Below are 26,662 nucleotides of genomic sequence, written 5' to 3'. Positions count from 1 at the left end.
GGAGTATTATGGCAACTAGAAAAGAGCATGATTTTATCGGCGAAATGGAGATTGACGATAGCGTCTATTATGGAATTCAAACCATGCGCGCGGTGGAGAATTTCAATATCACCCATGATAGATTGCTCAATTACCCTATTTTTATCCGCTCCTTTGCGCAAGTCAAAAAAGCAGCCGCTTTAGCCAATGCAGAACTGGGTCTGATTGATATTAAGATTAAAGATGCCATCTGCCACGCATGTGATAGGATCATTGATGGAGAATATCAAGATCAATTCGTAGTGGATATGATTCAAGGCGGGGCGGGCACAAGCACCAACATGAATATGAACGAGGTGATCGCCAATGTCGCGCTAGAATATTTGGGGCATAAAAAGGGCGAATACCAGTATTGCCACCCCAACGATCATGTCAATCGCTCGCAATCCACTAACGACACCTACCCTAGCGCGCTCAAAATTGCTATTTACGAACGCCTAGATCACATGACTCAAGTATTAAAAATGCTCAAGGACGCATTTGCTAAAAAGGCAAAGGAATTTGCCCATGTGCTCAAAATGGGGCGCACCCAACTTCAGGACGCTGTGCCCATGACTTTGGGTCAAGAATTTGAAACTTTTGTTTCTATGGTAGAAAAGGACATCCAGCACATCTTAGATGCGCGCAACTGGACTCGTGTGATCAACTTGGGCGGAACGGCGATTGGCACGGGCATTAACTCCCACCCCGATTATAAGCGCATTGTAGAAAAAAAAATCCAAGAGGTTACAGGCAGACCCTTTACTATTGCCCATGACTTGATTGAGGCAAGCCAGAGTACCGGATCTTATGTGCAAGTGAGTGGCGCGCTCAAACGCGTAGCGATCAAACTCTCTAAAATCTGTAATGACTTGAGGTTACTGAGCTCTGGACCGCGTGCAGGCTTGAATGAAATCAATCTCCCTCGCATGCAACCGGGTAGTTCGATTATGCCCGGCAAGGTCAATCCGGTTATCCCCGAAGTGGTCAATCAGGTTTGTTTTTCGGTGATTGGTAATGACTTAGCCGTAGCGATGGCAGCTGAGGGCGGGCAATTACAACTCAATGTCTTTGAACCCGTGATCGCCTATAAACTCTTCCATTCTTTCTTGATGTTGAATCGCGCGATGCGCACTTTAGTAGAGAAATGCATTAATGGGATCACTGCCAATGAAAAAATCTGCCATGACTATGTCTTTAATAGCATTGGCATTGTAACCGCGCTCAATCCGCATATCGGCTATGAAAAATCCGCCTCCATTGCCAAAGAAGCCCTAGATACTGGCAAGTCCGTGCGCGATATTGTGCTAGAGCGCAAATTGCTCACACAAGAACAACTCGCTGAAATTTTCCAACCAGAAAACATGGTCAGCCCTCACATTTTTAAAAAGCATAAAGACTAATGCAGCTCCTGCCTCTTGTATTTGCCGCCCTTGCTTTCAGTTTGCACGCAAAAGTGCGGCCCCGCCTCCTCTCCCCCCTGCCTCCAGCCACCCAAAGCGTGATGCCTCTTGATCCATGCAATGACGATTGCTTGAAAAAGCTCTACGCTGAGGGGCAAATATTTTCTTTTATGGCGCGCACCTCAGAGGTCCAACTCAACGCTCAAGATTCCCAAATTAGGGATGATTACGCCATTACAAATGATATTCTCAATCCACGCCCCATTAGCACAACTCAAAAGATGGGTGTGGAGTCCAAAAGAGGGGATATTCCCTACAAGGTCGCTTTGTTAGTGCCCAGAGATGTGGTGGGCAAATATAGCAATACGGCCATTAATGCAATTTTGGCCTATTTGGCACTCAAAGAACAAAATTTTATTTTTAAAGTTTTTGATAGCAGGCAAGAAGATGCTGATAGTCTGAAACGCGCTTATAAAGATATTGCCGCTCAGAACTTCCCCTTTGTTATCGCCTTGCTCACTCAAAATGGTGTGCAAAATCTCATCGCCCAAACCCCTCTCACTCTGCCAATCATCATTCCTAGTGTGCATAAAAGCCAACTCCAATGGCTCATCGATCTCCCCTCTGCTTTGAGTTTTGCGGGCATTGATTTTGCTAGGCAAATGGCTATGTTGGTGGATTTGAGCCAACGAAAACCCCTTGTGATCTACAATGACGATAGTTTCAGAGGCGAGATGTTGGCTAAGAGTTTGCGCGATTTGGGCGCGCCCGTGCTTTATGAGGACACCATCACCTTTAAAAAGGCGAGCAGTTTTTCTTTTGGACTAAGAGCTCAAGCCAAATATCTTAAAAACGCGGTCGTGATGCTCAACACTCCTGTGGTTAAGACAGGGCTTCTTCTCTCTCAAATTAGCATGCTAGGCAGAGGTCCTCAAATGTTGCTCTCCTCACAGATCAATTTTAACCTTTCGCTGTTCATGCTCACCCAACCTAAAGATCGCCGTAATCTTTATATTGCCAGTGCTATTGGCAAAATCAACCCCTATTTAGACCAATACGCTTCGATTTTAGGCGTGAATTTGGCCTATGATTGGATCGGATATACCAGCGTGGACGCTTTAGAAAACATGTTAGTGCGCACCTATGGCATCCAGGCGCGTTATTTTTCTGAGCCTCTCTTAAATGGACAAGTCATTTACACCAATACGATTTACACGCCTAAAGATTTGAGTTTTACCCCCATCACTTTTAATCGCCCCCCTGTGAGTGAACCAACTCTGTTATTAGAAGAACAAAATGATGAGGAAGAAGAATAATGCAAGTAATCCTCAAACACGCCACCCCTCTTAATTGTTGCTATGAGGCGATCCGCACCTGTTATCAGAGTTTTGCCTACAGCGATGGAGGCGGGCGCAAGGATTTAGAACTCATCGATCGCGTGGCGAATAAATACCGCCACAACTCTACCCTAGAACATCTCTTTTATAATTTTGAGATCATAGATATTAGTCGTGCGTGCTTGCAAGAACTCGCGCGCCACAGAATGGCAAGCTTTTCGGTCAAATCCAGCCGTTATACTTTAAGCGAACTCAAAAAGCAGGAGAGTTTTTTACCTTTGAATGCGCAAAATTTGGAACGCGCCCAAAAATTTCTTGTCTTTACAGGTGTCGAAGCAGTGGATCACGCCAGTGTGCAGGCTTTAGAAAATCTGCGCCTTCTCATTATCAACCATGTTAAAAATGACTATGCCAAGTTTGCCATGCCAGAGAGCTATAAAACCAGTTTGGCTTTTAGTATCAATGCGCGTAGTTTGCAAAATTTCCTCTCTTTGCGCACGGACACTAAAGCCCTTTGGGAAATTAGGCAACTCGCCTTTGCACTCTATGATGCCCTACCCCAAGATCACCAGTATTTATTTAGCGCATGCCTCAAGGATGCCCGCTGAAGCTCCATTTGGTTGATACCTTTAGCCTTCTTTTCAAGTTCTATTTTCATCTAAAGGATTTGCGCACTTCTAGCGGGACTAGCACGGCGTGGTTGAGCGCATTTGTGCGGGTGGTGCAACAGGTCTATAAACTCAAAGCCGATCATCTTGTCTTTGCCCTAGAGAGCAAGGATAACCGCCGTAAAACCCTTTGCCCCACTTATAAAAGCAACCGCACCTCGCCCCCCGGACTTGAGGAACAACTTCCTATTATCTTTGAGTGGATAGAGGCGATGGGACTTGATTCTTTTAGCATGCCCGGTTATGAGAGCGATGATGTGATCGCGAGTTTGTGCCATGTTTTCCCTGAGGCAGAGGTGCGTATTTTGAGCGTGGATAAGGACTTTTTCCAATTAGTAAGCCCGCGCGTGCTCCTATGCGACCCTAGTAGCAATACGCTTAAAGGCATAGAGGAATGCCTAGAAAAATACGGCATTTATCCGCACCAGTTTATAGAATATCAGGGCTTGGTGGGAGATAGTAGCGATGGCTATAAAGGTGTGGAGGGGGTGGGTCCCATTTATGGGACTAAACTCATCCAAGCTTTTAGCACTTTAGAGAATCTATACTATGCCCTAGAGACAACGAGTATTACAAATCCCAAACTCCCGGCTAAAATCCAGCATGCGCTCTTAAGAGATAAAGAACAAGCATTTTTAAGCCGCAGATTGGCTAAATTAGAAAGCGGTCTTTTTAACCACCCACCTACCCTAAAGCCTTTTCCTCAAGAAAACCCCTTATTGCGCATTGCAGATGCGCTTGAGCATTATGAAATGTTTGCGCTCTTGAAGCAAATCACGCCCACATATATCCCTAAAACCACCCCTATTTTGCCCCCACAGCACACCACTCCGCCCACTTTAGAAATTCTAAATCAACTATCTACATGCGCTCTCTATCTGGACTTGCAGAGCACAACACTAGGAATTTTAGGGTTAGAACCCGTTAGCTCTTTTATGCTCCTAGATTTACATGACCCACAAGCCCCTGCGTGTGTGCAAAGACTTTATGCATGCAAGTTGGTAGGTTACCAGATTAAAGAACTCTTTTTATATTTTAAACAACGCTACCAGCTTGACCTGCCCACGCATTATGAAGATGTCGCCCTGCTAGCATGGCTACACAATTCCAGTCTCGAACCTCAAATGAGCGCATTAGGAAGGCTATTTAGCTTGGAGAGCTTTAGCAGTAAGCCCCACGCGCCTTTAAATGCCGCGCAGATGGAGAGCAATACCCGCCTCATCGCTAGGGCTTACACGCACTACAAAGACACTCTAAGCCCCGATCTCCTGCAACTCGCCCGCGAATTGGAATACCCTTTACTAGCGATTTTGCTAGAGATGCAAGCGCAGGGCTTTAGCCTAGATTTGGCGTATTTTCAAACCTTAAAACAGGAGTTCGCACAGAGTTTAAACACTCTGCAAAATCAAATCCACGCCCTAGCCCATACAGACATCAATGTCAATTCCACCAAGCAATGGGCGCATTTTCTCTACCAAGATTTGGGCTTGCAGGCTAAGGGGGTTAAGAAAATTAAAACCGGGTTTTCCACCGATGAGGCCAGCCTAAAAGCCTTGCAAGAAACCTATCAAGGCGCGCGCGTGCAAGGTGTAGAGGTCGCTACGCTTTTAGACGCGCTTTTGGGCTATCGCGAACTCTTCAAGCTCCAATCTACTTATGTAGAGCCCTTGCTCACTCAAAACCAACATGGCAAAATCCACACCATTTTTTACCAGCACACTACTGCGAGCTCTAGGCTAAGTTCTGCCCACCCCAACCTGCAAAACATCCCCATACGCACGCCCTTAGGCAAAAAAATTGCCCATGGGTTCATCCCCAGCGCGCCCGATCTGCTCTTACTGGGCGCAGATTACTCCCAAATTGAGCTAAGACTCTTGGCGCACTTTAGCAATGACACGCACTTGATACAGGCATTCTTGCAAAATCAAGACATTCACCTCAACACCGCCCTAGCCCTTTTTAACGATCCACACAAACGCCATGCTGCCAAAAGCATTAATTTTGCGCTCATCTATGGCATGGGTCCTAGACGCTTGGCAGACACCCTTAAAATTAGCCAACAAGAGGCTAAAGACTATATCGATCGCTATTTTAACGCCTTTCCCACGATCAAAGACTTTTTAGACCAGCTCAAAGCGCGCATTCTCCAAGAGGGCAAAATCACCACTCTTTTAGGGCACCAACGCCATTTTGACTTTACAAACGCCACACCTAAACTCCAAGCCGAATACCTGCGCGAGGGGATCAACACCCTTTTTCAAGGCAGTGCTAGCGATCTGGTTAAACTAGCCATGCTTAAAATCCATGCGCACATTGCCAAATACCCACGCGTAAAAATGCTCGTGCAAGTCCATGATGAGATTATCTTAGAGGTTCCTAAAACTCAGGTATCCCAAATTGCCTTAGAAATTAAAACCATTATGGAGGGAATCTACCCGCTCAAAGTCCCCTTAGAATGCCATACAAGTTATGGTGCTAATTGGGGAGAGCTCAAGGATTCTTAAGAGCATATGACCAACGCGTTAAAAATATCAAGGGTTCGCAAATGGTTGATCAAGTGGCAAACCCGCCTTTTGAGTAAAAAACTCAACGCTCAAATCCTGATCTTGGGCGTATTGGCCTTTTCTAACAATTTTGACCTAGAAGCTCAATTGGAGGAGTTAAAGACTTATGTCTATAGGACAATGCCCCCTAGACTTGCGCCTAAAATCTTTGAAAGAATTGTCGTGAATGTGGCGGATTATCGCACTAATGAAGCTCTCTATCTTAAAGATCGCGCCCGTGTTTTTGAACTCTTGGTGCAAAATATCCAGCTTTACCGCTTTGTGTTGGATATATGGGAGGGCGATTCTTATAAAAACCAACTTGATATTCTCAAAATTGCCGTGCAAAACGCCTATGACAAACGCTATCATTTAGATAAGCAGAGTCAGCGGGCACTCCTCTACCAAATGCGCCAGAGACTCCTTTAGCTTAACTTAAATTCAGTTATCTATAAACTTTTGGTGCTAGAATGCCCGTTTTGATATTGATACAAGGATTGCAATGCAACTCACCAAATCCATGAAAAACACGCAGATTAAGCGCAATTGGGTGGTGCTCGATGCCAAAGATCAAGTTTTTGGCAGACTTATCACACACGCAGCCACCTTGCTTAGAGGCAAACACCGCCCTTATTTTACCCCCAATGTAGATTGTGGGGATTTTGTTGTAGTGATCAATGCGAGTAAGGTCAAATTTTCTGGCATGAAATTGCAAAATAAAGAGTATTTCACCCATTCGGGTTATTTTGGAAGTACTAAAAGCAAGACCTTAGAAGAAATGCTTGAGAAAACTCCCGAAAAGCTTTTTTATTTGGCTGTGCGGGGAATGTTGCCCAAAACTAAACTTGGGCGCGCCATGATTAAAAAATTGAAGGTTTACAAAGATGAAAAACACCCTCACACAGCTCAAGTTTCTAAGAAGGATGCCTAATGAGTAAGGTTTACGCTACAGGGAAACGCAAAAGTGCCATCGCCAAAGTTTGGTTAACCTCTGGAGGTGGGACTTTGGACATTAATGGGATGGATCTTAATGCTTGGTTGGGCGGGCATGAGTCTATTAAGATGAAAGTGATGCAACCTTTGGTGCTCACCAAACAAGAAGGTTTGGTAAGTATAAAGGCAGTGGTTTTTGGGGGAGGCTATAGTGCCCAAGCAGAGGCTTTAAGGCATGGAATTTCTAAGGCTCTCAATCTTTATGATGTGGCTTTTAGGGCAATTTTAAAGCCTAAAGGATTACTCACCCGCGACTCTAGAGTTGTGGAGCGTAAAAAATATGGGAAACGCAAGGCGCGCCGCAGTCCTCAATTCTCCAAGCGCTAGAGTGTATGGGGAAAGTGTTTTTGGTGTCTTATTGGGGGCACTGGACACTTTCTTTGTAGGTTTTCTGATAGCCGTGTGTTTTAACCAGTAATTGGGTGGCCAATGGCTATCGATCTTCATAAAGACTCTATTTTTAAGCTCTTTTTTTATTATTTTATCCCCCTCGCCTTTTCAATGATTTCTCTCTCAACTTACTCCATGATTGATGGCATGTTTGTGGGGAATAAATTGGGAAAAGAGGCTGTTGCAGCTATTGGAGTGTGTTGGCCAATATTCCCTACCTTGATTGCCTTTGAGTTGCTTTTTGGGTTAGGGGCGGCCTCGATTGCTTCTTATTTTTTGGGAAAAAATCAGGCCAAACGCGCGCGTTTAGTATTTAGCTCCATCTTTTATTTTGTGGCTGTAAGCATCACTTTAATTAGCTGGAGTTTAGTGCCCTTTAGCGATTTTATTGCCAAAATGTTAGGCAGTAGCGATTTACTCTTGCCCATGGTGTCCATTTATCTTAAAGTGATTCTCATGGGGGCTATTTTTATGGTCCTACACCCTTTGGCTGATGTTTTTGTCGTCAATGACAAGCGGCCTGCACTGGCTATGATTGCCATGCTCATTGGTTCTTTAACCAATGTGCTTTTTAACTACCTCTTGCTCTATGTTTTTGAAGTGGGCATTCATGGCAGTGCTATCGCCACAGTTACCGGACATGCGGTGGGCTTTTGTGTTCTCATGTCTCATTTTTTACTCAAGAAGGGTCAACTTTACTTCGTGCGCCGTTTTAACTGGGCGAGCATTATTTCCTCTACCAAAAGCGGTTTGCCTCAAAGTGTTTCAGAACTCAGTGCTGCCATCGTGATGTTACTCTTTAACTGGACTATCATGAAAACCGTAGGAGAGAGGGGGGTTTCCATGTATGCGATCATTATGTACAATGGGATCATCTTTTGGACAACTTTACTCTCCATTGGTCAAGCCATTCAGCCCATTGCTAGTTTTAGTCATGGGGCGGGGTATTTAGATCGCCTGCAGACAGCTTTTGTTTTTGGCTTGAAAATGTCGCTTTGTATGGGGATTGGACTCTACATTGTTTTTTATTTATTCGACCACTATCTGATCAGATTATACATAGACCAAGAACGTATGGTAGAAGATGGCTCCTTTGTGCAAGACGCCAAGCACGCCATGAATGTTTATTATTTGGGACACATTCTCTTAGGAATCAATCTCTTCTGCGCGGTGTTTTTTCAATCCATCCAACGCACTAAAAGTTCCTTTTTAATCACTGTTTGTGAAACAATTCTTTTTATTGTGATTTTGCTCCCCATCCTCAGTCATTTTTATGGTTTGATGGGGATTTGGATCACTTACCCTCTTTCACAATTTTTGGCTTTAATAGTGGCAATATTAGTGATTCGCTATGAAATCAAGAGAGGAACTTTAGGTTCTGTAAGTTGGTTTAAGAATAGGCTAGGTTAGAGTGTTATAATTAGCGCATGCAAATTAAGACTAAAATCCGCAGAGAGGGTGTGCCTTCGCTTGCCTACGATCAAGGAGTGGCCACCTCAGATCAGTTCATAGAGGTCTGCCTTGAACCTGTCCTTTATGAGCAGACAACTTTTTATATCAAAAAGCATTTTAAGGAGCATGTCAAATTTAAACACACTCTCATTTTATTAGAAGACCAAAGCCTAAAAAAAACCTACTTGCTTAACCGCCTCTTTTACGCCAAATATGCGTTGCATCCCTTTTATGACCAATTGGACGCGCAACTGCTCCTAGAAAAGATTTTGGCCCATGCGCATCTTCCTGTGGTCTTTAAAGAAAGTCCGCACCCTCACGAACACTACGCCTCTTTTTTTGCTCTAGTGCATAAGATTGAGATTCAAGCGATTTATTTGCACTCAAGAGTGGTTTTCTACTACACACACTTTATAGCAAGAGAGTTTTTGCAAAGCCTTTTTGCGCCCCATATTCTGCTAGAAACTCCCTTTGAAGATAAGAGCAACAAAAATGACTTTTTGCATGAAACCCACGCTCACCTGGACGCGCTTGAACCTCTCATGGCTCTTCAGAACTCTCACTTTAAACACGCATGTATCCACTTCATTTACCCCACTCAGGCTCTTTACTTGACAAGACAAGAAGAAATCATTCTAAAAGCTTTGCGCACACTTGGATTAGGAGTGATGCACTCAAAAGAAGAAATCAAACACCGCTACCTAGAGCTGGCTAAACTCTACCATCCCGATGCCTGCACAACAAACTCAAGCCTCTACAAGCAACGCTTTTTAGAAATTGTAGAAGCTTACGGAATTTTAAAACAACTTTAAATCAAACCCGCTCTATATTCTTGAATCATGTGAAAAATCTCATCTTTAAGATGCAATTTCTTCTTTTTAAGAGTGGAAACTTTGAGATCATCTGCGTTGTGAGTCTCTAAAGTGGAGATCTCATCATCCAAAGCATTGTGTTCCTCAAAGATTTTATTAAAATGAGGATTTTTATTTTTCAATGCCTTGATTTCATCTCTATATTCGTGGAACATGCGCCATCCTTATACTAACATATTGTATAGGCATTATAGTATAATGGGCTTTTTCATCGGCTTAAAAGGGAATTGATGGGGCGGGTGTTCGTTGCAATTTGCATGTTTGCATTGTTGTTGATAAACTTAGGGAAAGCGCAGGGCTTTAAGGATTATTTGCGCTATAACCTTGGCCTCAATCTTTTTATCATGGATCACGAAGGTTCAACTCCCTACTGGTACAATACCAACACCACTTTAAGCACGCGTTTAACTCCAGAGGTGGGTTTTGCTTTCAATTTAGGTTCTGTAGAGCAAAAGGTGATGGTAGGGGCTTTTCTTTTTCAAAATCTCCACACTTATCAAATGAATTTTCCCTCCAAATGGGGCCCTACTATTTATTACCAAGCCAGAGGACGCTCCTTTAATTTTTATGGGGGTATTTTTCCTAGAAAATACCTCATTGGCCATTACCCACTCAATGTCTTTTCTCCTTATTATTGGTTTATTGATCCTAACGCGCGGGGCTTTTTGCTCCAATATAATCCTCCCAACAACCCCTACAAAGATACCCATGTTGAAGCTGAGTTTTTGCTCGATTGGTTTGGAGGGAATTGTTACACCTGTAAATATGGGCGTAATTCTTTGGGCAATGCGATGGATCGCTTTAGTTTTACGGCTTATAGCGAACTCTCTGCTCTCAAAAGGTTTTTTATTTTAGGAGGTAATGCGCAACTTTTCCATGTGGAAGATCAGTTTCTGCTCAACTGGCCATCTCTCCCTCATGTAGGAAAAACTGCAGGCTCTGTCTATCTTTTAGACAGATTTTACTACCAGCTTTATGCCAAAACCGATTTGCTCAACGCTCTTCCCTTCATGCAAAAATTAAATTTATCACTAGGTGTTTTGGGCGACTTGGAGAGATTGCGCCAAAGCGATATTGACGTGCCTTTCAAGGTAGGCACAGGCTTATTTGTAGAAGGCCACGCCCAATATAAAGGCTTTGGTCTAAGCGATCTGCTCTTTGTGAGCAAGCATGGCGAAGATTTTTTCTATGACAGATACGGAAATGTCAACCTCATCTGTTCAAAAGATTACTGCCCCACTCCCATTTATCGCGGTGTCCCCTTTTTCCAAGCACCCCTTTATAACCGCTTAGATATTTATTACGAATTTAGAAGTGCTTTTGCGAGCATCAAAACCCAATTTGTCTACAACACGATGAGCGATTACAGCCAAGTCTACGATTCTTATCAGGTTTATTTCACCATCTCCCTAGACAGCTACGACCTCTTAAACTTCCTCCTACGCAAGCACCACTAGGGAAACCCTTAGGGTTTTTTAATCCTTTAGTTGTTCAGGAGGCGTGTGCCTTAATCGTGTGATGGTTTCTCCACCTAAACCGCAGTTATCTGTATGGATTTCATCAATAATTACGATCGTAGCCTCCCTTTTTTTGCCCAAGATGTCAACAACCAGATCGGTTACTCCACTAATAAGCGCGCGTTTTTGCTCCGTAGTAGCTCCTCCATGCTCTTTAGAGATACGAATGTTAATATATGGCATCAATTTCCTTTCTATATTTTTATGCTAAAAAGCGTCCTGACTTTAACACACCACTCTTGCAGGCAGACTTAAAAATTATTCAAACATCTTTAGAAGGCACTTGCTTGAGTATATAAGTGAATACTAAGCCCTTGTTTGATCCTGATAATACAAGCTGTGCAAAACTTTAACCTCTTCCTCTTCCTTGTAGCCATCAATCATAGAGCGCAACGCTCCCTTGATCGCAAACAAGGACATGTATAAATGCACGATGAAGAATCCCACCATCACTAAACCTAAGAAATTATGCACCAACGCGCTCAAGCGCAAGAGCGAGATTTGATAAAGTCCAAAAAAGCTAGCGATCGCGCTCAAGTCCACCGTGTTAAAATACAAAATCCCCCCACTAGCAATCATCACTAGCCCGCCCAAAGTGGCGATCCAAAACCACATTTTTTGCCCGGCGTTGAATTTATAAGCGGGCACGGATTTTTTCTCTTTGGAAAGATAGCCTCCCATGATCACTAGCCACTTGATGTCTGCTAGCCTAAAGAACATGTCTTTAAGCCACATGAAGAGCATGGGTAAGACCGCCACCATGAACACCACGCAACCCACGCTATGCGCGATTCTACAAAAGCGCACAAACGCCCCGCCCCCCAAAAAATCCCCAAAGATCATAATCAACCCGGTGGGCACAAGCAAAATAAAAGACACCCCCGCGATCCAGTGGATGATGCGGTTAAAAAGCGTGAAAAAAGGGATTTTTTGGTCGCTGTGCTTGAACTGCTTAGGTCCGATGACGAGATAATGCAAGAGAAATCCAGAAGCAACTCCTAGCACCACCGCTAAAAAAAGCCATAAAAAGTAATGCCCCTGCCAAAGTGTCCAAAGCTCCCCGAGCTTGCCCGTGTCCCGTTGTCCATAGGGCAAAATGCCCAAGATTCGCTCTTGGTCTAAAGGGAGATCGCGCGCGCTTAAAACCCCCACACCCATAAGATACAAGATCGCTCTCATCACAACCTCCTTTAGGGTATCGCGCCCTCTTTTTGGTGATCGGCTTTGGTTTTAAAATCCTGCGCGTTGGCGTATTTAGCCATGACTCGTTTTCGATAAATATTGGCAATGCTCCCCGCATCGCCCACCAAGAGGGCGTTAGTCGAACAGGTCGCCGCACACATGGGCACTTGCCCGCTGGCAATCCGATTCACTCCATATAATTCCATTTCTTTTTTGGAGTGGGTGGGCGCAGGACCGCCCGCACACATGGTGCATTTGTCCATCACCCCACGCACGCCAAACGCCCCATCTCTGGGGAATTGGGGCGCACCAAAGGGGCAGGCATACAAGCAATACCCACAACCTATACAGGTTTCTTTATTGTGTAAAACAATCCCATCTTCGCGGATATAAAAGCAATCCACCGGGCAAACCTGCGCACAGGGCGCGTCCGTGCAGTGCTGGCAGGCAATGGAGATAGATTTTTCCTTGCCCTCGACACCCTCATAAAGGGTGATCACCTTGCGCCGATTCAAGCCCACTTCTAGCTCATTGGAATGCGAACACGCGACCGAGCAGGCAAAACAGCTAATACAACGGTTGTCATCGCAATAAAATTTCATGCGGTTGGCGTTGGGGATTTGTTTTGTGGGGGTTAGATCTGCCATGTTAAGCCTTTTCAATACGGCACAAGCCGGCGTTAAACTCAGGAATCTGGGTTACAGGATCAAAGCCATAGTTGGTAACGGTGTTAGAGCCCTCGCCTCGTGTGTAGGGTTTTGTGCCCTCAGGGTAGCGGTGCCCTAAATCCACCCCCTGCAATATGCCCGCAAAACTATAGGGCATACAGATTCGATCTGGGGTTACCGAGTGGCTAAAAACTGCCTTTACCTTAATTTTAGTGCGCTCTGGCGAATGTATCCACATCATATCACCATCTTTAATCCCATGTTTGAGGGCTAAATCTGGATGGATATGGCAGAACATCTCGGGCGTGATAGCAGAGAGGTATTTGCTAGTGCGCTCCAACATGCCCGCTCCGCTCAAATTCACCAAGCGCATGGAAGCCATAATAATAGGGAACTCTTTAGCCCATTCTTCTTGGGTTTGCTCGCTAATAAAGCGCACATTCACCCTAAAGTTATTGATCTGGTCTTTGATCGCGGGGTATTTTTTTGCCAAATCGGGGCGGGGAGAGTGCAGAGGTTCGCGGTGCAAGGGGATTTGATCGATAAAACTCCATACAATGGCGCGCGCGCGGGCATTCCCATAGACACACACGCCCTTTTCATCGCATTTTTTCTGAATAAGCCCGCTAGTATCCACCTTCCAATTATCCCCCATAATCGCGCGCTCGTGGTCGGTGAGTTTGATCCCTAGCACCTTTTCAATGTTTGCTTTGGTGATTTCAGGGTAACCGCCCTTGATGGCTGAACCCTTGATTGTAACACTCTTATCGGCTAGCAAGTTCTGTCCCTTGTACTCCTCTCCAAAGCGCGCCCTAAAGCCCATTCCACCCTCTTTGGTCGGAACGCTAATATCATAAAGAATAGGGGTTCCGGGGTGCTCTGGTGTCCATGCTGGCCAAGGCAAGCCATAATACTGCCCTTTCATCGGACCATAGCCCTCTTGGGTGATGTAATCAAACATATGCCAGTTTTCTTGCTGGGCTTTGAGACGCTCGGGTGTCCAACCCCCAAGACCGATCACTTTCACCGTGCGCGCGATCTCTCTAGTGGCATCTTCGGGCCATTGGAAATTTTTGCGCACCTGCACCAATTCCCCATTTTTATCAAAATCACAGAGCATGGCCTTGGTGTATTCCTCATAAAAGCCAAATTTCTTTGCCATTTCAAACATGAGTTCGTGATCTTGCTTGGCTTCATAGAGAGGTTTAACCACTTGGCTACGCCACTGCGCGGCGCGGTTGGTGGCGACCACAATCCCCTCACATTCAAATTGGGTCGCGATGGGTAGCACATAGAGATTATCTGTGCGTTCCGTTAAAATCGCCCCCTCATTCAAAAAGGGCTCGGCAATGACCAACAAGTCCAGCTTGTCTAGTGCCTCTGCGATCTTGACCTTGTGGGCTAGCGAGCTGATTCCATTGCCCTGCACCCAAAGCCCCTTAATGGGTGCGCTGGAGTGGGTGGGGTTTTTTTGCAAGACACCCTCATACCACAAGGAGACGCTAAAGCCCTTTTTGAACATCCACTCAGGCGTAAAAAAGCGCTTTTGCAAATATTCATAATCCACGCCCCAGCATTTGGCATAATAACGCCAACTCGCCTCGCCTAAGCCATAGTAGCCGGGCAGATTATCTGCCAAACAGCACATGTCCGTTGCCCCCTGCACATTGTCATGCCCGCGCACAATATTACAACCTCCGCCCTTTTTACCCATATTGCCTAGCACGAGTTGCAAAATGGAGAGTATGCGCGTGTTTCCACTGCCCACGCTGTGTTGGGTGATGCCTAGAGCCCAAGCAAGGGTAGCTGGTTTTGCTTGCGCAAACACACGCGTAGTTTGGATGAGTAAGCTAGCCGGCACACCGGTAATGTCTTCCACCACTTCGGGGGTGTATTTTAAGGCTTCTTTTTTGATCTCCTCGATCCCAAAGGATTGGGTTCTAATGACCTCTTTATCTTCCCACCCATGTTTAAAAATCAAATGCAACATGCCATAAATAAAGGCGATGTCAGTCCCTGAGCGAATCCGCACATAAATATCTGCTTTGGCCGCGCTCTTAGTGAAGACTGGATCGATCACGATGAGTTTAGCGTTATTGCGATCCTTAGCCTGCAAGAAGTGCTTAAAGCCAATAGGGTTACTCACCGCCGTATTAAGCCCGATCATCAAAATCGCTTTAGAATGCCCGACAACGTCCCCAAAGTGGTTTGTCATCGCACCATACCCCCATGTATTCGCCACACCGGCGACTGTGGTGCTGTGTCAAATACGGGCTACATGATCGATATTGTTCGTCCCATAAAAGGCAGCAAATTTACGCCAATAATAAGCCTGCTGGGAGTTCATCTTAGCACTCCCCATAAACATCATGCTATCAGGTCCGTATTTTTCGCGCATAGCGATCATTTTGCTACTAATCTCCTCAATGGCCTGATCGTAGCTAATGCGCTTCCACTTGCCTCCCTCTTTTTTAAGGGGGTATTTTAAACGCATTTTGGATTTGACTAAGTCAATCTGATCCACGCCCTTACAACAGTGGCTGCCCGCGCTAATGGGGTGATCTTGGGCGACATCTTGGCGGATCCACACCCCATCTTTAACCTCTGCGATGATCCCACAGCCTGCTGAACAGATACTACAAATGGTTTTAACTCTTTTGACCCCCTCATGAGGATCGATCACACTCTCTTTTTTGCTACTTTTAGTATTGGCAAAGGCGAGAGTTGCGCCCGCTCCTGCCCCAACCGCACCCATTTTTAAAAAGGAACGCCGACTTAATTTTCCCATGTTACTTCCTTTCTCAAATCACCACACACTTTTGTAGAAAATCTCCCAGGCGGGGGTTTTGTGGTAAAGAATTTCTTTCTTATTGCTCTTGCCCACCACCACACCATTACTATCTGGGTCTGTGTTAGCAAAGGGTTTTTCGGGCATGGTGGCTAGCAAACTCTGCCCGGCTAAAGCCCCTGCCCCCAGCATTCCTAAGCGTTTCAACGCCTTGCGCCTATTCTCTAGCATAGAGCCTCCTAATGCAGGTTGAAAAACAACCTCTCGTGTTGGATAAATGCACCTAAGGTTATAGCGTAGTTTTGGTAACACACGCTTTTTTCATGCGTGCTGATAGCCTCCAAGAAAGCATCGCTAAAAAGGTGAAAAAAGTCTTTGAAGAGTTTTTCATGTAGACTAAAAAAGACGGAGTCTGTAAGAAGTTGTTGTAAAAAGGCGTTCATCATCAAAGTCAAAAAGGCGAGATCGTCCTCAGCGGTGGGATAGGGGAGGGTGTGGCTCTCTAGGCGTAAGCCTGATTGTTTTAAAAGCGCGATCGCCTCAAGGCGTTTTTTGCCATTATCCTGCCCTTCCAAATAATAGGACGCGCTCAAGGGCACGAAATCATAGCTAGGAGAGAACAACACTGTGTTTTGTTCCTCTCTAAAGGACTCTAAACCCTGCGCCAAAAAGGTGTCCAATTTTTGCCACGCGCACCCGCTCTCAAGATCAAAGGGGTAGTTTTTAAGGTGATTGACCAAAGTTTTTAGTTCATTAAACACGCTCTCCTCTTGCACAAACACCACCATATAATGCCAAAGGCGGTAATATAGCGCGCGTGCGGTAATGAGATTGGAATCTAGTGGATTCATTTTAAAATAGAGTTGATATCTAGCATGTCTTCGAGCATGATTTTAACCTTGCAATCAGGACAGGCGTATAGTGTGGCAATTTTACGCGCATCTCCTTGAAACTTGGGAGTCATGATTTGGGCGATCTTGTGCACGCTTTTAGTCGTGCCAATAGGTTTACCACACATTTTGCAGGTAAATAAGCTGTCCTTCGCCATAATCTTAGGGACAAAATACGCCGGGTTTAACGCGATTCCATCGCGCTCCAAGTGTAGACAATTCTTTTCAGGACAGGTTGCCTCACAATACCCGCAAGTGGTGCACAAACTGGGGTTAAAGAGTAAAGTATAGGCGTTGCCATCTACACTCAGCGCTCCGGTATTGCACGCCCCCACGCAAGAGAGGCAAAGGGTGCAGTTGTCTTTAATTTCTATGTGCCCATAGCGGATAAACTCCCCACACCCCACCTGCCCATAATCCCCCTGCTCTATCAAAAAGCCCAAGCGTTGGGCAAAAAGATCTCTTTTCGTGCGTGTTGGAATAGTGGGAGGTGTGTAGGGGGAGCTTAGTGATTGCGCGTCCTGCAAGCACGCTTGCAATTCTTCTGTAGTGCGCGCCACTAAAATTGCCTCTTGATGGCAAAGGTGCGTATAAATTTCATTGAGCAGAGCGATACTCTCTAAAGTGCCTATGCCCAACTCTTGGGTCGCATAGATCACGATCTGGCTTCCACTCTCTTGCACCCAAGTAAGCAGAGCGACCTGCTCTAAGATATTTACATTTAAGCAAAGGGGTAAGACCTCTTTTTTAAGCGGAGTGTTTGGCAGTTCTGCTTTGCAATCGATCAAAAGAGGGATATACCCCCTGTAGAGTTTGGCAACTTCTTGCATGCACTCTAAGTTAAAGCTAGAATAGCTTAAGCTCCCGCTAGGACACACAGCAATGCATTTGCCACAATCAATACAACTCTGGTGATCGATCACCAAATGACGGTTATCCTCACATTCTAAGTCTTTCTCTCGGGCGATTTGTGGGTCTAATTTGCTGATGGCTTGAGTGGGGCAGACTTCACTACACTTTCCACAACACTCCACGCGCCGTTGGTGGTATTGGCAAATCTCTTTATTATAGTTAAAAAACTCGATCAAAGAGCCCTCTTGAGTAGGGGTGTATTTGGTGTGGTCGAAATCAAATTGTAATCCATGCGCCTCGTAAAGTAGACTGAGACTTTGGGCGAGTTCTAGGGGAGTTTGTGCGCTATTTTCTATAAAAAAATTTACCTCCTTAGCCACCCTCTTAGTTCCCTGCAAAGCCACATTGCACACTACGCACTCTATGTCTTGATCGTGTTCTAAAACCTTAATGTGATCGTGCAACACCACATCCGGGTAAGTAGAGTTTTTCATATAAATAAATTCAAACATGAGAATATTTTAAGACATTTAGTTAAACGAGCGTTGTGCTTGATGCCAAAGTTTTAGTAAAAACTCCCAAAACTCCCAAAACTTTAAGCCCCTCCTAAGCTTTACAGCTATATAATGCGCTTTTGCCTAAGCAAATGGGGGTTGCAGTTAATCCTGTAGCTCGAGCATTTAGTTTAGTGTTTTTTGATGTTTCATTGTCAATAGCCTATGTAAAGGTAAAAACTACAAAGCCAAAGAATTATACTCAATAAGGCGGTAGAAATCTTATCAAGGCAGTTTAGCGGATATGCTAACTGAAACAAACAAGATATTTAAGAGTAGATGGTGGATGCCTTGGGTAGTAGAGGCGATGAAGGACGCACTAGACTGCGATAAGCTGCGTGGAGCTGTCAAGAAGCTTTGAGGCGCAGATGTCCGAATGGGGCAACCCAACTTGCAGCAATGTAAGTTACTCTATTTAGAGAGCGAACCTAGCGAAGTGAAACATCTCAGTAGCTAGAGGAAAAGAAATCAACGAGATTCCCTCAGTAGTGGCGAGCGAAAGGGGAAAAGGGCAAACCGCGTGCTTGCACGCGGGGTTGAGGACGACAACATTCAAGGGGATTGTCTAGCAGAGTTACTTGGAAAGGTAAGCCATAGAAGGTGATAGCCCTGTATGCGAAAGACAAGCCCTAGATAGTCGGATCCAGAGTAGGCCAGGACACGTGAAATCCGGGCTGAAGCCGGGGAGACCACTCTCCAACCCTAAATACTACTACTACACCGATAGCGCACAAGTACCGTGAGGGAAAGGTGAAAAGAACCGTGGGTAACGGAGTGAGATAGAACCTGAAACCATCTACTTACAATCATTCAGAGCCCTATGATTTATCAGGGTGATGGACTGCCTTTTGCATAATGATCCTGCGAGTTGTGGTGTCTGGCAAGGTTAAGTGAAAACGAGCCGTAGCGAAAGCGAGTCTGAATAGGGCGCTTTAGTCAGACGCTGCAGACCCGAAGCCAAGTGATCTATCCATGGCCAAGTTGAAACGAGTGTAACAGCTTGTGGAGGACTGAACCCGTGCCCATTGAAACGGGCTGGGATGAGCTGTGGATAGGGGTGAAAGGCCAAACAAACTTGGTGATAGCTGGTTCTCTTCGAAATATATTTAGGTATAGCCTCAAGTCATAACAAGAGGGGGTAGAGCTCTGATTGGGCTAGGGCTGCTCGCCGCAGTACCAAACCCTGTCAAACTGCGAATACCTTTTGTTGTATCTTGGGAGTCAGGCGGTGGGTGATAAAATCAATCGTCAAGAGGGAAACAACCCAGACTACCAACTAAGGTCCCCAAGTTCTATTCTGAGTGGAAAAAGATGTGTGGTTACTCAAACAACCAGGAGGTTGGCTTAGAAGCAGCCATCCTTTAAAGAAAGCGTAACAGCTCACTGGTCTAGTGATCATGCGCTGAAAATATAACGGGGCTAAGATAGACACCGAAGTTGTAGATTGCTCTTTTAGAGCAGTGGTAGAAGAGCGTTCTGTGCAGCACTGAAGGCATACCGGTAAGGAGTGTTGGAGCGCACAGAAGTGAGCATGCAGGAATGAGTAGCGATAAGATGCGTAAGAATCGCATCCGCCGTAAATCTAAGGTTTCCTACGCGATGTTCGTCATCGTAGGGTTAGTCGGGTCCTAAGCCAAGTCCGAAAGGGGTAGGCGATGGGAAATAGGTTAATATTCCTATACCAATTAGGGTGTGCGATGGGAGGACGCATAAAGTTAGGTGAGCTAGCTGATGGAAGTGCTAGTCGAAGGGTGTAGATTGGGAGAGAGGCAAATCCGCTCCTGTATTTGAAACCTGACAGGCTCTTTAAGGTCTTCGGACCAAGAAGAGAATCACTGATACTATCGTGCCAAGAAAAGTCTCTAAGTTTAGCCCTAATTGTCCGTACCGCAAACCGACACAGGTAGATGAGATGAGTATTCTAAGGCGCGTGGAAGAACTCTCTTTAAGGAACTCTGCAAACTAGCACCGTAAGTTCGCGATAAGGTGTGCCTACGCAAGTAGGTCTCAGCAAAGAGTCCCTCCCGACTGTTTACCAAAAACACAGCACTTTGCCAACTCGTAAGAGGAAGTATAAGGTGTGACGCCTGCCCGGTGCTCGAAGGTTAAGAGGATGGGTTAGCCGCAAGGCGAAGCTTTGAATTGAAGCCCGAGTAAACGGCGGCCGTAACTATAACGGTCCTAAGGTAGCGAAATTCCTTGTCGGTTAAATACCGACCTGCATGAATGGCGTAACGAGATGGGAGCTGTCTCAAAGAGAGATCCAGTGAAATTGTAGTGGAGGTGAAAATTCCTCCTACCCGCAGCAAGACGGAAAGACCCCGTGGACCTTTACTATAGCTTAGCACTGCTAATGGGAATGCCATGCGCAGGATAGGTGGGAGGCTTTGAAGCAAGACAGCTTTGGTGCTCTTGTGGAGCCATCCTTGAGATACCACCCTTGGCGTTTTTGTTAGCTAACTGGCTTATGTTATCCATAAGCAGGACAATGCTTGGTGGGTAGTTTGACTGGGGCGGTCGCCTCCTAAAAAGTAACGGAGGCTTACAAAGGTTAGCTCATGGCGGTTGGAAATCGCCAGTTGAGTGTAATGGCACAAGCTAGCTTAACTGCAAGAGAGACAACTCAAGCAGAGACGAAAGTCGGTCATAGTGATCCGGTGGTTCTCGTGTGGAAGAGCCATCGCTCAAAGGATAAAAGGTACCCCGGGGATAACAGGCTGATCTCCCCCAAGAGCTCACATCGACGGGGAGGTTTGGCACCTCGATGTCGGCTCATCGCATCCTGGGGCTGGAGCAGGTCCCAAGGGTATGGCTGTTCGCCATTTAAAGCGGTACGCGAGCTGGGTTCAGAACGTCGTGAGACAGTTCGGTCCCTATCTGCTGTGGGCGTAGGAAAGCTGAGGAGAGCTGTCCCTAGTACGAGAGGACCGGGATGGACATGCCACTGGTGCACCAGTTGTTCTGCCAAGAGCACCGCTGGGTAGCTACGCATGGTTGTGATAAGAGCTGAAAGCATCTAAGCTCGAAGCCAACTCCAAGATAAGCTTTCCCTGAAGCTCGCATGAAGACTACATGTTTGATAGGGTGGGTGTGTAAGTGCAGCAATGCATTTAGCTAACCACTACTAATAGAGCGTTTGGCTTGTTTGGTTGATAAGGTATCACCGCCTTGTTGAGTGTAATCAAAGCTTTGTAGCAAACTGGAGCGTAGGTTATTGACAGCTTGAGGACAAAGTGCTAGAATAGCGCGTTTGTTCTTGAGTGGGTGTTGTTTAGGCTTAGAGCTTTTAAGCTTGGCAACACCTAGAAAAGCTTCTTGCTTTTCCCTGTGTCCCTAGTGGAGAGGAAATACCCAGCCCCATCCCGAACCTGGAAGTCAAGCTCTCTAACGCCGATGATACTGCCCTTTGCAAGGGTGGGAAAGTAGGGTGATGCGGGGGAGATTTAAAAGTATTTAACAAAGTATTTAACAGTGTGTTCATGTGTTTTATAGGATGAAATGAGGGGTTTTTGGTTTTACTCACTGCTTAGTTTTTGGGTCTCGTGCGCCTAACAAAAAGAAAGGGCATTAAGTTATGATTAAATCGTTGTTAAAACATTGCGTTTCTTTAGGGTTTAGGACAATGTGGCGTTTTTTCCCTAATCTGTGCAAAACTAACTGCCTGAGAGCTCTAAAGGCTCTGCAGTGGTTCGCTCAACGCGATCGGGACTTGCACATCAAAATTTGTAGTTTATGTAGCTTAGACGACATGGTGCTTTGGAAACAAATGGTGGCTAAGTTGGAAATTTGGTTGCAACAAAATGGTATTAATATGGCAACATTTGTATCCCTAATCCCTAAAGAAAACACTTTTTATCGTTTTGAAGAGATTTATCATATGTTTGCTGATGCTCGCCTCACTCATGCCGAACATATAGAATGGGTTATTTTTAACTTAAAATTTTTAGAAAATTTACAGGTGCGCACCGAATCGGGGTGTAGAGATTTCTTAGATTTACAACAAGTGAGATTCCATACATTAAAAGACACTACGGGGGGGGGGGGGGGAATACCACTTCTTTTTAAAAACCATGCGAGGTTTTACCTATCAAGAAGGTTTTCTATGGTTAGAAATTTCCTTCACAAAGGAAAATACCTCTAAGCGTCTATACGCTTCTCCGCTGTGTATCACCCCCCAATTGGACTTGCTCATCACTAGTGTCAAGGGTGAAACTTTAGTGAAAGGTGAGGCGCAAGTAGACCAAGAATGCATTAGATTTTTAACCAAGCATTGTTGTTGCCACCCTGCCGCTTTTTTGGTGGAATTGCAAAAGATCCTCACCCGAATCTTAGGTCTAAACAAAACTTTAGGAATCCCCAATGCAGCGCAAGTGAGTTATGTTAGGTATGCGGGTCGCCGGAGACTTGTGCGCGATTATGATGATTTTTTTATGAAACGCGGAGCAGACGAGGTGGATTTGGTAGAGATTGGAGGGCGCACTTACTATAATCTCCCCCATGCCCATAGAGACATCACATATTACCCCCAAAAAAAACGCTCGATCCGTAAAAAACGCTGGCAACTCTTGGATACTATAGAAGAAAATTTTAAAAACATGTTACACAGACATGACTAAAAACATAAAAGTCAACCTAATAAAGCCAAAGCACAGGAGCACAAGGGCAAAAGCTGGTAGTTAGATAAGGCGGGTTACACCCTTTGCAAGGGGGGGAAATTAGTATGATGTGGGGGTAGGGTATTTTTAATTTTTATACTAAAACTTCTTAATTCCTCATTGATTAAAAGTAAGTAAAAAGTCTTTAAGCTCTTTCAAATTTAATAAAAAGCTATAATAATTTTCTCATTTTCTAAATATCGCTCATAGGTTTAAAGGAGATGCCATAAAAAAGTTTGTATTTATAGCTTCAATTCTTGCCCTACATTCAAATCTTGGAGCATTTGATAAACAAATTTTACAAACCAAACAAGCCACAGGAATCAATTTGCCACAAAGCGAATGGACTAAGCCTAAAGCATTGCAAGATGATGGCTATATTGATGAAAGCAAGATGCCAAAGAATTCCAAGTATTCTCAATTAGTCATCTTGGGGAACAAGATTTTGAATGAAACCACATATCATGTAGGACCTCAAGCCAAAGATCCAAAGAAGCGTTTTGCAGGAAATAATCTTTCTTGTTCTAGTTGCCACGCCCTAGGTGGAAGTATGCCTAATCATGCAGGGTTTGTAGGCATTTATGGTCGTTATCCACAACATAGCCCACGCTCCGATGCTGTAGTTACACTTGAAGAGCGCATCAATGGTTGTTTTGAAAGAAGCATGAATGGAAGAAAGATGCCCATTGATTCTAAAGAGATGAAAGCGATGGTAGCTTATATGCATTGGATTTCGCAGGGTATTCCTGTGGGTGCAAAAACAAAGGGTCAAGGAGTAGGAAGAGTCGCATTTTTAAGCCGTTCAGCCGATCCTAAGAAAGGAAAAGTTGTTTATCTGGAAAAATGTGCGGCTTGTCATCAAGAAAATGGTCTAGGGGTCAAAAATAAAGAAAGAAAGGGTGGCTACTATCTCTACCCTCCTCTATGGGGCAAAGATTCTTATAATACTGGCGCAGGTATGTATCGACTTATCAAAGCAACTTCTTATATCAAAACAAATATGCCTTTGGGGAATCCAACACTGACATTAGAAGAAGCTTATGATGTCGCAAGCTATATTAACTCTCAAAAACGCCCCATCAAGAAAAATCGAGAAAAAGATTTTCCCGATAAAAGAATCAAGCCTTTGGATATGGATACTGGATCATATGACGATCCATTCCCAACAACACAGCACAAATATGGACCTTACGACAAGATGCAAAAATAATCTAAAACCTTATTTGGCAATTTAGCAATATGGAGGTTTCCTCCATATACCAATCTTTCCCATTCACATTTATAACAAAGTAGCTTCCCTTGCAAGGGTGTGATTGGTAAAAATTGTTTTGTTTTTTTAGGACTTGGCTTTCTGCATTCAAATTTCTTTAAGTTTTTATGTGTAATCCTTGGGGCTAAAATTATGGATTTTAGGGGACTAAAGTTAAGGATAGGGTAAGGGTACATAAATATAAAATTAGGAGGTTTTGATGTTTATGGATGTTTCAAATGTCCCTTTTCAAGAATTTTGGCACATGCAGATTCACCAACAACACATGCAGGTAAAATGGGATGTGATAGATGTGCGTCAAATTTTAGAAAAATATAGCTTCATTGGTCTAGCGGATCGGAAAGAGGGAGAAGAGCAAATTAGAAATTTCTTAGAGGTGATGCGGGTAAATGACATTGTAGCGATCAAACATGGGCAAGCACTCGTTGCTCTAACACAGGTCATCGGCGGGGCGTATGACATTAGAAAAGATCGCGCATTATGTTTTAGCGAAGAAAAAAAACCCTTCAGTAGATTGGATGCATTACAGGCGACCCGTTAAGATTTTAGATTGGGCAAGTGAGGGGCAGACAATCCCACAAGGAAGAGGCACTTTAAACAAATGCATAAGCCCGGGGGCAGAAACCTCACAGATTATTATGAGGTGGTATGAATAAGGTAGAAGAATCCTTAAAAGCCAAAGGTCAAAGGGTGGTTTTAGTTTAAAAATCTCTCGTTGCACCTCCCTTGCAAAGCTGATCAAGCGGGCAGTGCGCGGAGGTTTGTGTTCTTGTTTCTCTCTTGCTTCTTTTTAGATTTTTTCTTCACTTTGGCGTTGTGTTTTTCCTTATTTGTTTAAATAGAATGCAGGGCTCTGTTTGTTTTTAAGATGACTTTAGTCTTGCCCCGTGTGCTATGTTATGATTTTAGGATAGCATAAGTGGCATTTTAATAGACTGCCCCTCATTTATCTATAAGAGGTCCAAATGCAAAATCGTTGTGATGTAAAACAAGTGCTATTAGTGGTATGCCTTTCTGTATTCAGCATATCGTCTTTATGGGCAGAGGAAATCACAAACAAAGGGAGAGTTTGGGGGGGTGCTATTGGAGGTGGCATAGGAGGTGTTTTAGGGTGCTGGGTTGGCTCCTATGTATGGAGTCCTCTTGTAGGTGGATCACTGGGGGCTTTAGCGGGTGTGATCATTGGGAGGGAAGTAGGCGAACGCGTGCAAGATTTTTTCTCTCCTCCAAAACCCCAACGCCCAGAACCTAAACCTGTAAGTGGACCAAAGCCAGCTTGGGGTTGGGATTTTAGTGGGTTTGATCGCCCTATTCCTTAAGGAGCTAGTATGAAAAACCTAGTGGTGGTTTGTCATGTGGGTGAAGTATTTATAAAAGTTAACTCACGCTTAGAATTATCTCTTTAGTTTTAAGGCTTTTTTGCTGTGTCCCTTGGATTTGTTACGCTCTAGCACTATCTTTAAAAAACCTCTTTTATGTATTCTGCTACAAAAAAACGCTTAATCCAGAGTAAAAAATAGTTTTAAAATTTAACATTATTTTTAAATGACTTCGGCTAGCATGATTACTTCTCAAATTTCATAAAAAGGTGGTTTTATGGTTTTCAAGAAGACAGCGGTAGTTTGTTCTCTCTCTCTCTCTTTGCACATCCCTGCTAAATGCTGAAGATAGTGGGGGATATATACAGGGTGGGTTTCAGTATTCAAATTTTTCGGGGGTCAATACAGGAAACTTTACATCTTGGTGCGTAAATTCAAATTTATGCAACCAATCAAATAATACTTATCATCTCCCTAAAACCACAACTACGACTTACAATGGCAATCTTTATGGGGCAAACATCCAACTTGGATACAAACAATTTTTTGGACAGAAAAAACATTTTGGATTGCGCTACTATGCCATATTTAGCGGACAAGGGGGGAGTGGTAGTCCCTCTTATGGTTCTAGCACTCCAATCTCAGAACAAATGGGAGTAAACCAACCCTCCGCTAATCTATTTTATGGAGTGGGTATAGATGCTCTCTTTAATTTCTATGAAAAAAATCACCGCACCTTTGGTCTTTTTGCTGGCGTGATGATTGGGGGGAGTAGTTGGTTGATGGGTGGAGATACGGCTGAAAATGGGGGTTGTCGTTGGCAAAACTCATCTCAAGGCAACGCAGTTGGTCCTTGCTTCACCATGAACAACTTTTGGAAACAACAAGCAAATACGGCAAGTGAACCCAATAGTGGGGGCGAAGCTACTTTCTCACCTACTTTCGTGCAATTCATTGTCAATGTGGGCCTTAGAACTAACTTTACTAAACATCAGGGATTTGAGTTTGGTGTGCGCATCCCAACGATTAATGATCCCTATTTTACAGCAACAAACACAGCTAGTGGACTTAATGGTCTTTTGACAAATTATGGCAACCCCGGCGGTTCAGATTCTAGATACACCATCACCTTTAGACGCAATGTGGCCCTTTATTGGAACTATGTCATTAACTTCTAATGCACACACTCCTTATAACTAAAGCCAGCACCGATTTTATTTTAACTGAGAAAATTTAGGATGTGGCGATAACATTGGTGGATGGTTTAAGTTGGGGCTAGGTGGAATAGAGG

The 26,662-nt window shown here is 44.5% G+C and carries 22 protein-coding genes, 2 rRNA genes and 1 pseudogene; 17 read left to right on the top strand and 8 right to left on the bottom strand.

The features are described from left to right. The first annotated feature begins 8 nt into the window (after positions 1-8). The 9 genes from aspA (at position 9) to HFELIS_RS00745 (ending at position 9,616) form a co-directional block, all read left to right on the top strand. Positions 9-1,421: an aspartate ammonia-lyase gene (gene aspA, locus HFELIS_RS00785; RefSeq protein WP_013468630.1), complete on the top strand. Its 1,413-nt coding sequence runs from the start codon at positions 9-11 to the stop codon at positions 1,419-1,421. After that, complete coding sequence (locus tag HFELIS_RS00780) at positions 1,421-2,737, top strand: type 1 periplasmic-binding domain-containing protein (RefSeq protein WP_013468629.1); 1,317 nt, start codon at positions 1,421-1,423, stop codon at positions 2,735-2,737. Before aspA ends, HFELIS_RS00780 begins: the two co-directional genes overlap by 1 nt. Further along, positions 2,737-3,366: an FAD-dependent thymidylate synthase gene (gene thyX / locus HFELIS_RS00775; RefSeq protein WP_013468628.1), complete on the top strand. Its 630-nt coding sequence runs from the start codon at positions 2,737-2,739 to the stop codon at positions 3,364-3,366. Before HFELIS_RS00780 ends, thyX begins: the two co-directional genes overlap by 1 nt. Next, entirely contained in the window at positions 3,345-5,930 is a 2,586-nt protein-coding gene (locus tag HFELIS_RS00770) for a DNA polymerase (RefSeq protein ID WP_013468627.1), read from the top strand. Before thyX ends, HFELIS_RS00770 begins: the two co-directional genes overlap by 22 nt. 45 nt (positions 5,931-5,975) lie before the next feature. Beyond that, positions 5,976-6,398, top strand: coding sequence for a hypothetical protein (locus tag HFELIS_RS00765; protein WP_231844180.1), 423 nt, complete (start codon positions 5,976-5,978; stop codon positions 6,396-6,398). 91 nt (positions 6,399-6,489) lie between these two features. Further along, positions 6,490-6,900, top strand: a complete 411-nt coding sequence (gene rplM, locus HFELIS_RS00760; RefSeq protein ID WP_407918927.1) for a 50S ribosomal protein L13 — start codon at positions 6,490-6,492, stop codon at positions 6,898-6,900. Beyond that, positions 6,900-7,289: a 30S ribosomal protein S9 gene (gene rpsI, locus HFELIS_RS00755; RefSeq protein WP_013468624.1), complete on the top strand. Its 390-nt coding sequence runs from the start codon at positions 6,900-6,902 to the stop codon at positions 7,287-7,289. Before rplM ends, rpsI begins: the two co-directional genes overlap by 1 nt. A gap of 102 nt (positions 7,290-7,391) precedes the next feature. Next, positions 7,392-8,762 carry an MATE family efflux transporter gene (locus tag HFELIS_RS00750; RefSeq protein ID WP_013468623.1) on the top strand — a complete coding sequence of 457 codons (1,371 nt, stop codon included), beginning with the start codon at positions 7,392-7,394 and terminating at the stop codon, positions 8,760-8,762. Between the two features lie 17 nt (positions 8,763-8,779). Beyond that, entirely contained in the window at positions 8,780-9,616 is an 837-nt protein-coding gene (locus tag HFELIS_RS00745) for a J domain-containing protein (RefSeq protein WP_013468622.1), read from the top strand. Here the strand turns inward: HFELIS_RS00745 and HFELIS_RS00740 are convergent. Continuing rightward, positions 9,613-9,831: a YdcH family protein gene (locus tag HFELIS_RS00740; protein WP_013468621.1), complete on the bottom strand. Its 219-nt coding sequence runs from the start codon at positions 9,829-9,831 to the stop codon at positions 9,613-9,615. The two genes, HFELIS_RS00745 and HFELIS_RS00740, sit on opposite strands and share 4 nt — an antisense overlap. Positions 9,832-9,906: 75 nt before the next feature. Here HFELIS_RS00740 and HFELIS_RS00735 point away from each other — a divergent pair, with 75 nt between their 5' ends. Next, positions 9,907-11,133, top strand: coding sequence for a hypothetical protein (locus tag HFELIS_RS00735; protein ID WP_013468620.1), 1,227 nt, complete (start codon positions 9,907-9,909; stop codon positions 11,131-11,133). 18 nt (positions 11,134-11,151) lie between these two features. On the opposite strand, the gene HFELIS_RS00730 is transcribed toward HFELIS_RS00735, so the two are convergent. The 7 genes from HFELIS_RS00730 to HFELIS_RS00695 all read right to left on the bottom strand — a co-directional run bounded on the left by HFELIS_RS00730 (position 11,152) and on the right by HFELIS_RS00695 (position 18,085). Next, complete coding sequence (locus HFELIS_RS00730) at positions 11,152-11,376, bottom strand: tautomerase family protein (RefSeq protein WP_013468619.1); 225 nt, start codon at positions 11,374-11,376, stop codon at positions 11,152-11,154. A gap of 123 nt (positions 11,377-11,499) precedes the next feature. After that, positions 11,500-12,372 (bottom strand): formate dehydrogenase subunit gamma, encoded by an 873-nt coding sequence (locus HFELIS_RS00725; protein ID WP_013468618.1) that lies wholly within the window; start codon positions 12,370-12,372, stop codon positions 11,500-11,502. Between the two features lie 11 nt (positions 12,373-12,383). After that, positions 12,384-13,022: a formate dehydrogenase FDH3 subunit beta gene (gene fdh3B / locus HFELIS_RS00720; protein ID WP_013468617.1), complete on the bottom strand. Its 639-nt coding sequence runs from the start codon at positions 13,020-13,022 to the stop codon at positions 12,384-12,386. Position 13,023: 1 nt separating this feature from the next. Continuing rightward, a complete protein-coding gene (locus HFELIS_RS00715) occupies positions 13,024-15,831 on the bottom strand; it encodes a formate dehydrogenase subunit alpha (RefSeq protein ID WP_269446225.1) in 2,808 nt (935 codons plus the stop codon). 18 nt (positions 15,832-15,849) lie between these two features. Further along, the gene (locus HFELIS_RS00705; RefSeq protein ID WP_013468614.1) at positions 15,850-16,062 is read right to left on the bottom strand and encodes a hypothetical protein; all 213 of its coding nucleotides are present in this window, start codon (positions 16,060-16,062) and stop codon (positions 15,850-15,852) included. Positions 16,063-16,070: 8 nt separating this feature from the next. Further along, a complete protein-coding gene (locus tag HFELIS_RS00700) occupies positions 16,071-16,682 on the bottom strand; it encodes a molecular chaperone TorD family protein (RefSeq protein WP_013468613.1) in 612 nt (203 codons plus the stop codon). Further along, the gene (locus HFELIS_RS00695; protein WP_013468612.1) at positions 16,679-18,085 is read right to left on the bottom strand and encodes a 4Fe-4S binding protein; all 1,407 of its coding nucleotides are present in this window, start codon (positions 18,083-18,085) and stop codon (positions 16,679-16,681) included. Before HFELIS_RS00695 ends, HFELIS_RS00700 begins: the two co-directional genes overlap by 4 nt. A 300-nt stretch (positions 18,086-18,385) precedes the next feature. Here HFELIS_RS00695 and HFELIS_RS00690 point away from each other — a divergent pair. From HFELIS_RS00690 to HFELIS_RS00655, 7 genes and pseudogenes are all read left to right on the top strand, one after another. Next, positions 18,386-21,276, top strand: a 23S ribosomal RNA gene (locus tag HFELIS_RS00690). A 174-nt stretch (positions 21,277-21,450) separates the two neighbouring features. Next, positions 21,451-21,566: ribosomal RNA gene (rrf, locus tag HFELIS_RS00685) — 5S ribosomal RNA — on the top strand. A 339-nt stretch (positions 21,567-21,905) separates the two neighbouring features. Continuing rightward, the gene (locus HFELIS_RS09015; RefSeq protein ID WP_158305093.1) at positions 21,906-22,268 is read left to right on the top strand and encodes a hypothetical protein; all 363 of its coding nucleotides are present in this window, start codon (positions 21,906-21,908) and stop codon (positions 22,266-22,268) included. Continuing rightward, entirely contained in the window at positions 22,198-22,743 is a 546-nt protein-coding gene (locus HFELIS_RS00675) for a DUF535 family protein (RefSeq protein WP_013468609.1), read from the top strand. The genes HFELIS_RS09015 and HFELIS_RS00675 overlap by 71 nt, the downstream gene beginning before the upstream one ends. A gap of 367 nt (positions 22,744-23,110) precedes the next feature. Then, positions 23,111-23,992 (top strand): c-type cytochrome, encoded by an 882-nt coding sequence (locus tag HFELIS_RS00670; protein WP_013468608.1) that lies wholly within the window; start codon positions 23,111-23,113, stop codon positions 23,990-23,992. A 259-nt stretch (positions 23,993-24,251) separates the two neighbouring features. Next, positions 24,252-24,757 (top strand): annotated as a pseudogene (locus tag HFELIS_RS00665) (pyruvate kinase). A gap of 946 nt (positions 24,758-25,703) precedes the next feature. Next, the gene (locus HFELIS_RS00655) at positions 25,704-26,549 is read left to right on the top strand and encodes an outer membrane protein (RefSeq protein WP_041302675.1); all 846 of its coding nucleotides are present in this window, start codon (positions 25,704-25,706) and stop codon (positions 26,547-26,549) included. Positions 26,550-26,662: the final 113 nt, after the last annotated feature.

Source organism: Helicobacter felis ATCC 49179 (genome assembly GCF_000200595.1).
Classification (GTDB): Bacteria; Campylobacterota; Campylobacteria; order Campylobacterales; family Helicobacteraceae; genus Helicobacter; species Helicobacter felis.
Note: the sequence above shows the minus strand (reverse complement) of the source record. Positions and strands in the feature narration are given on the sequence as shown.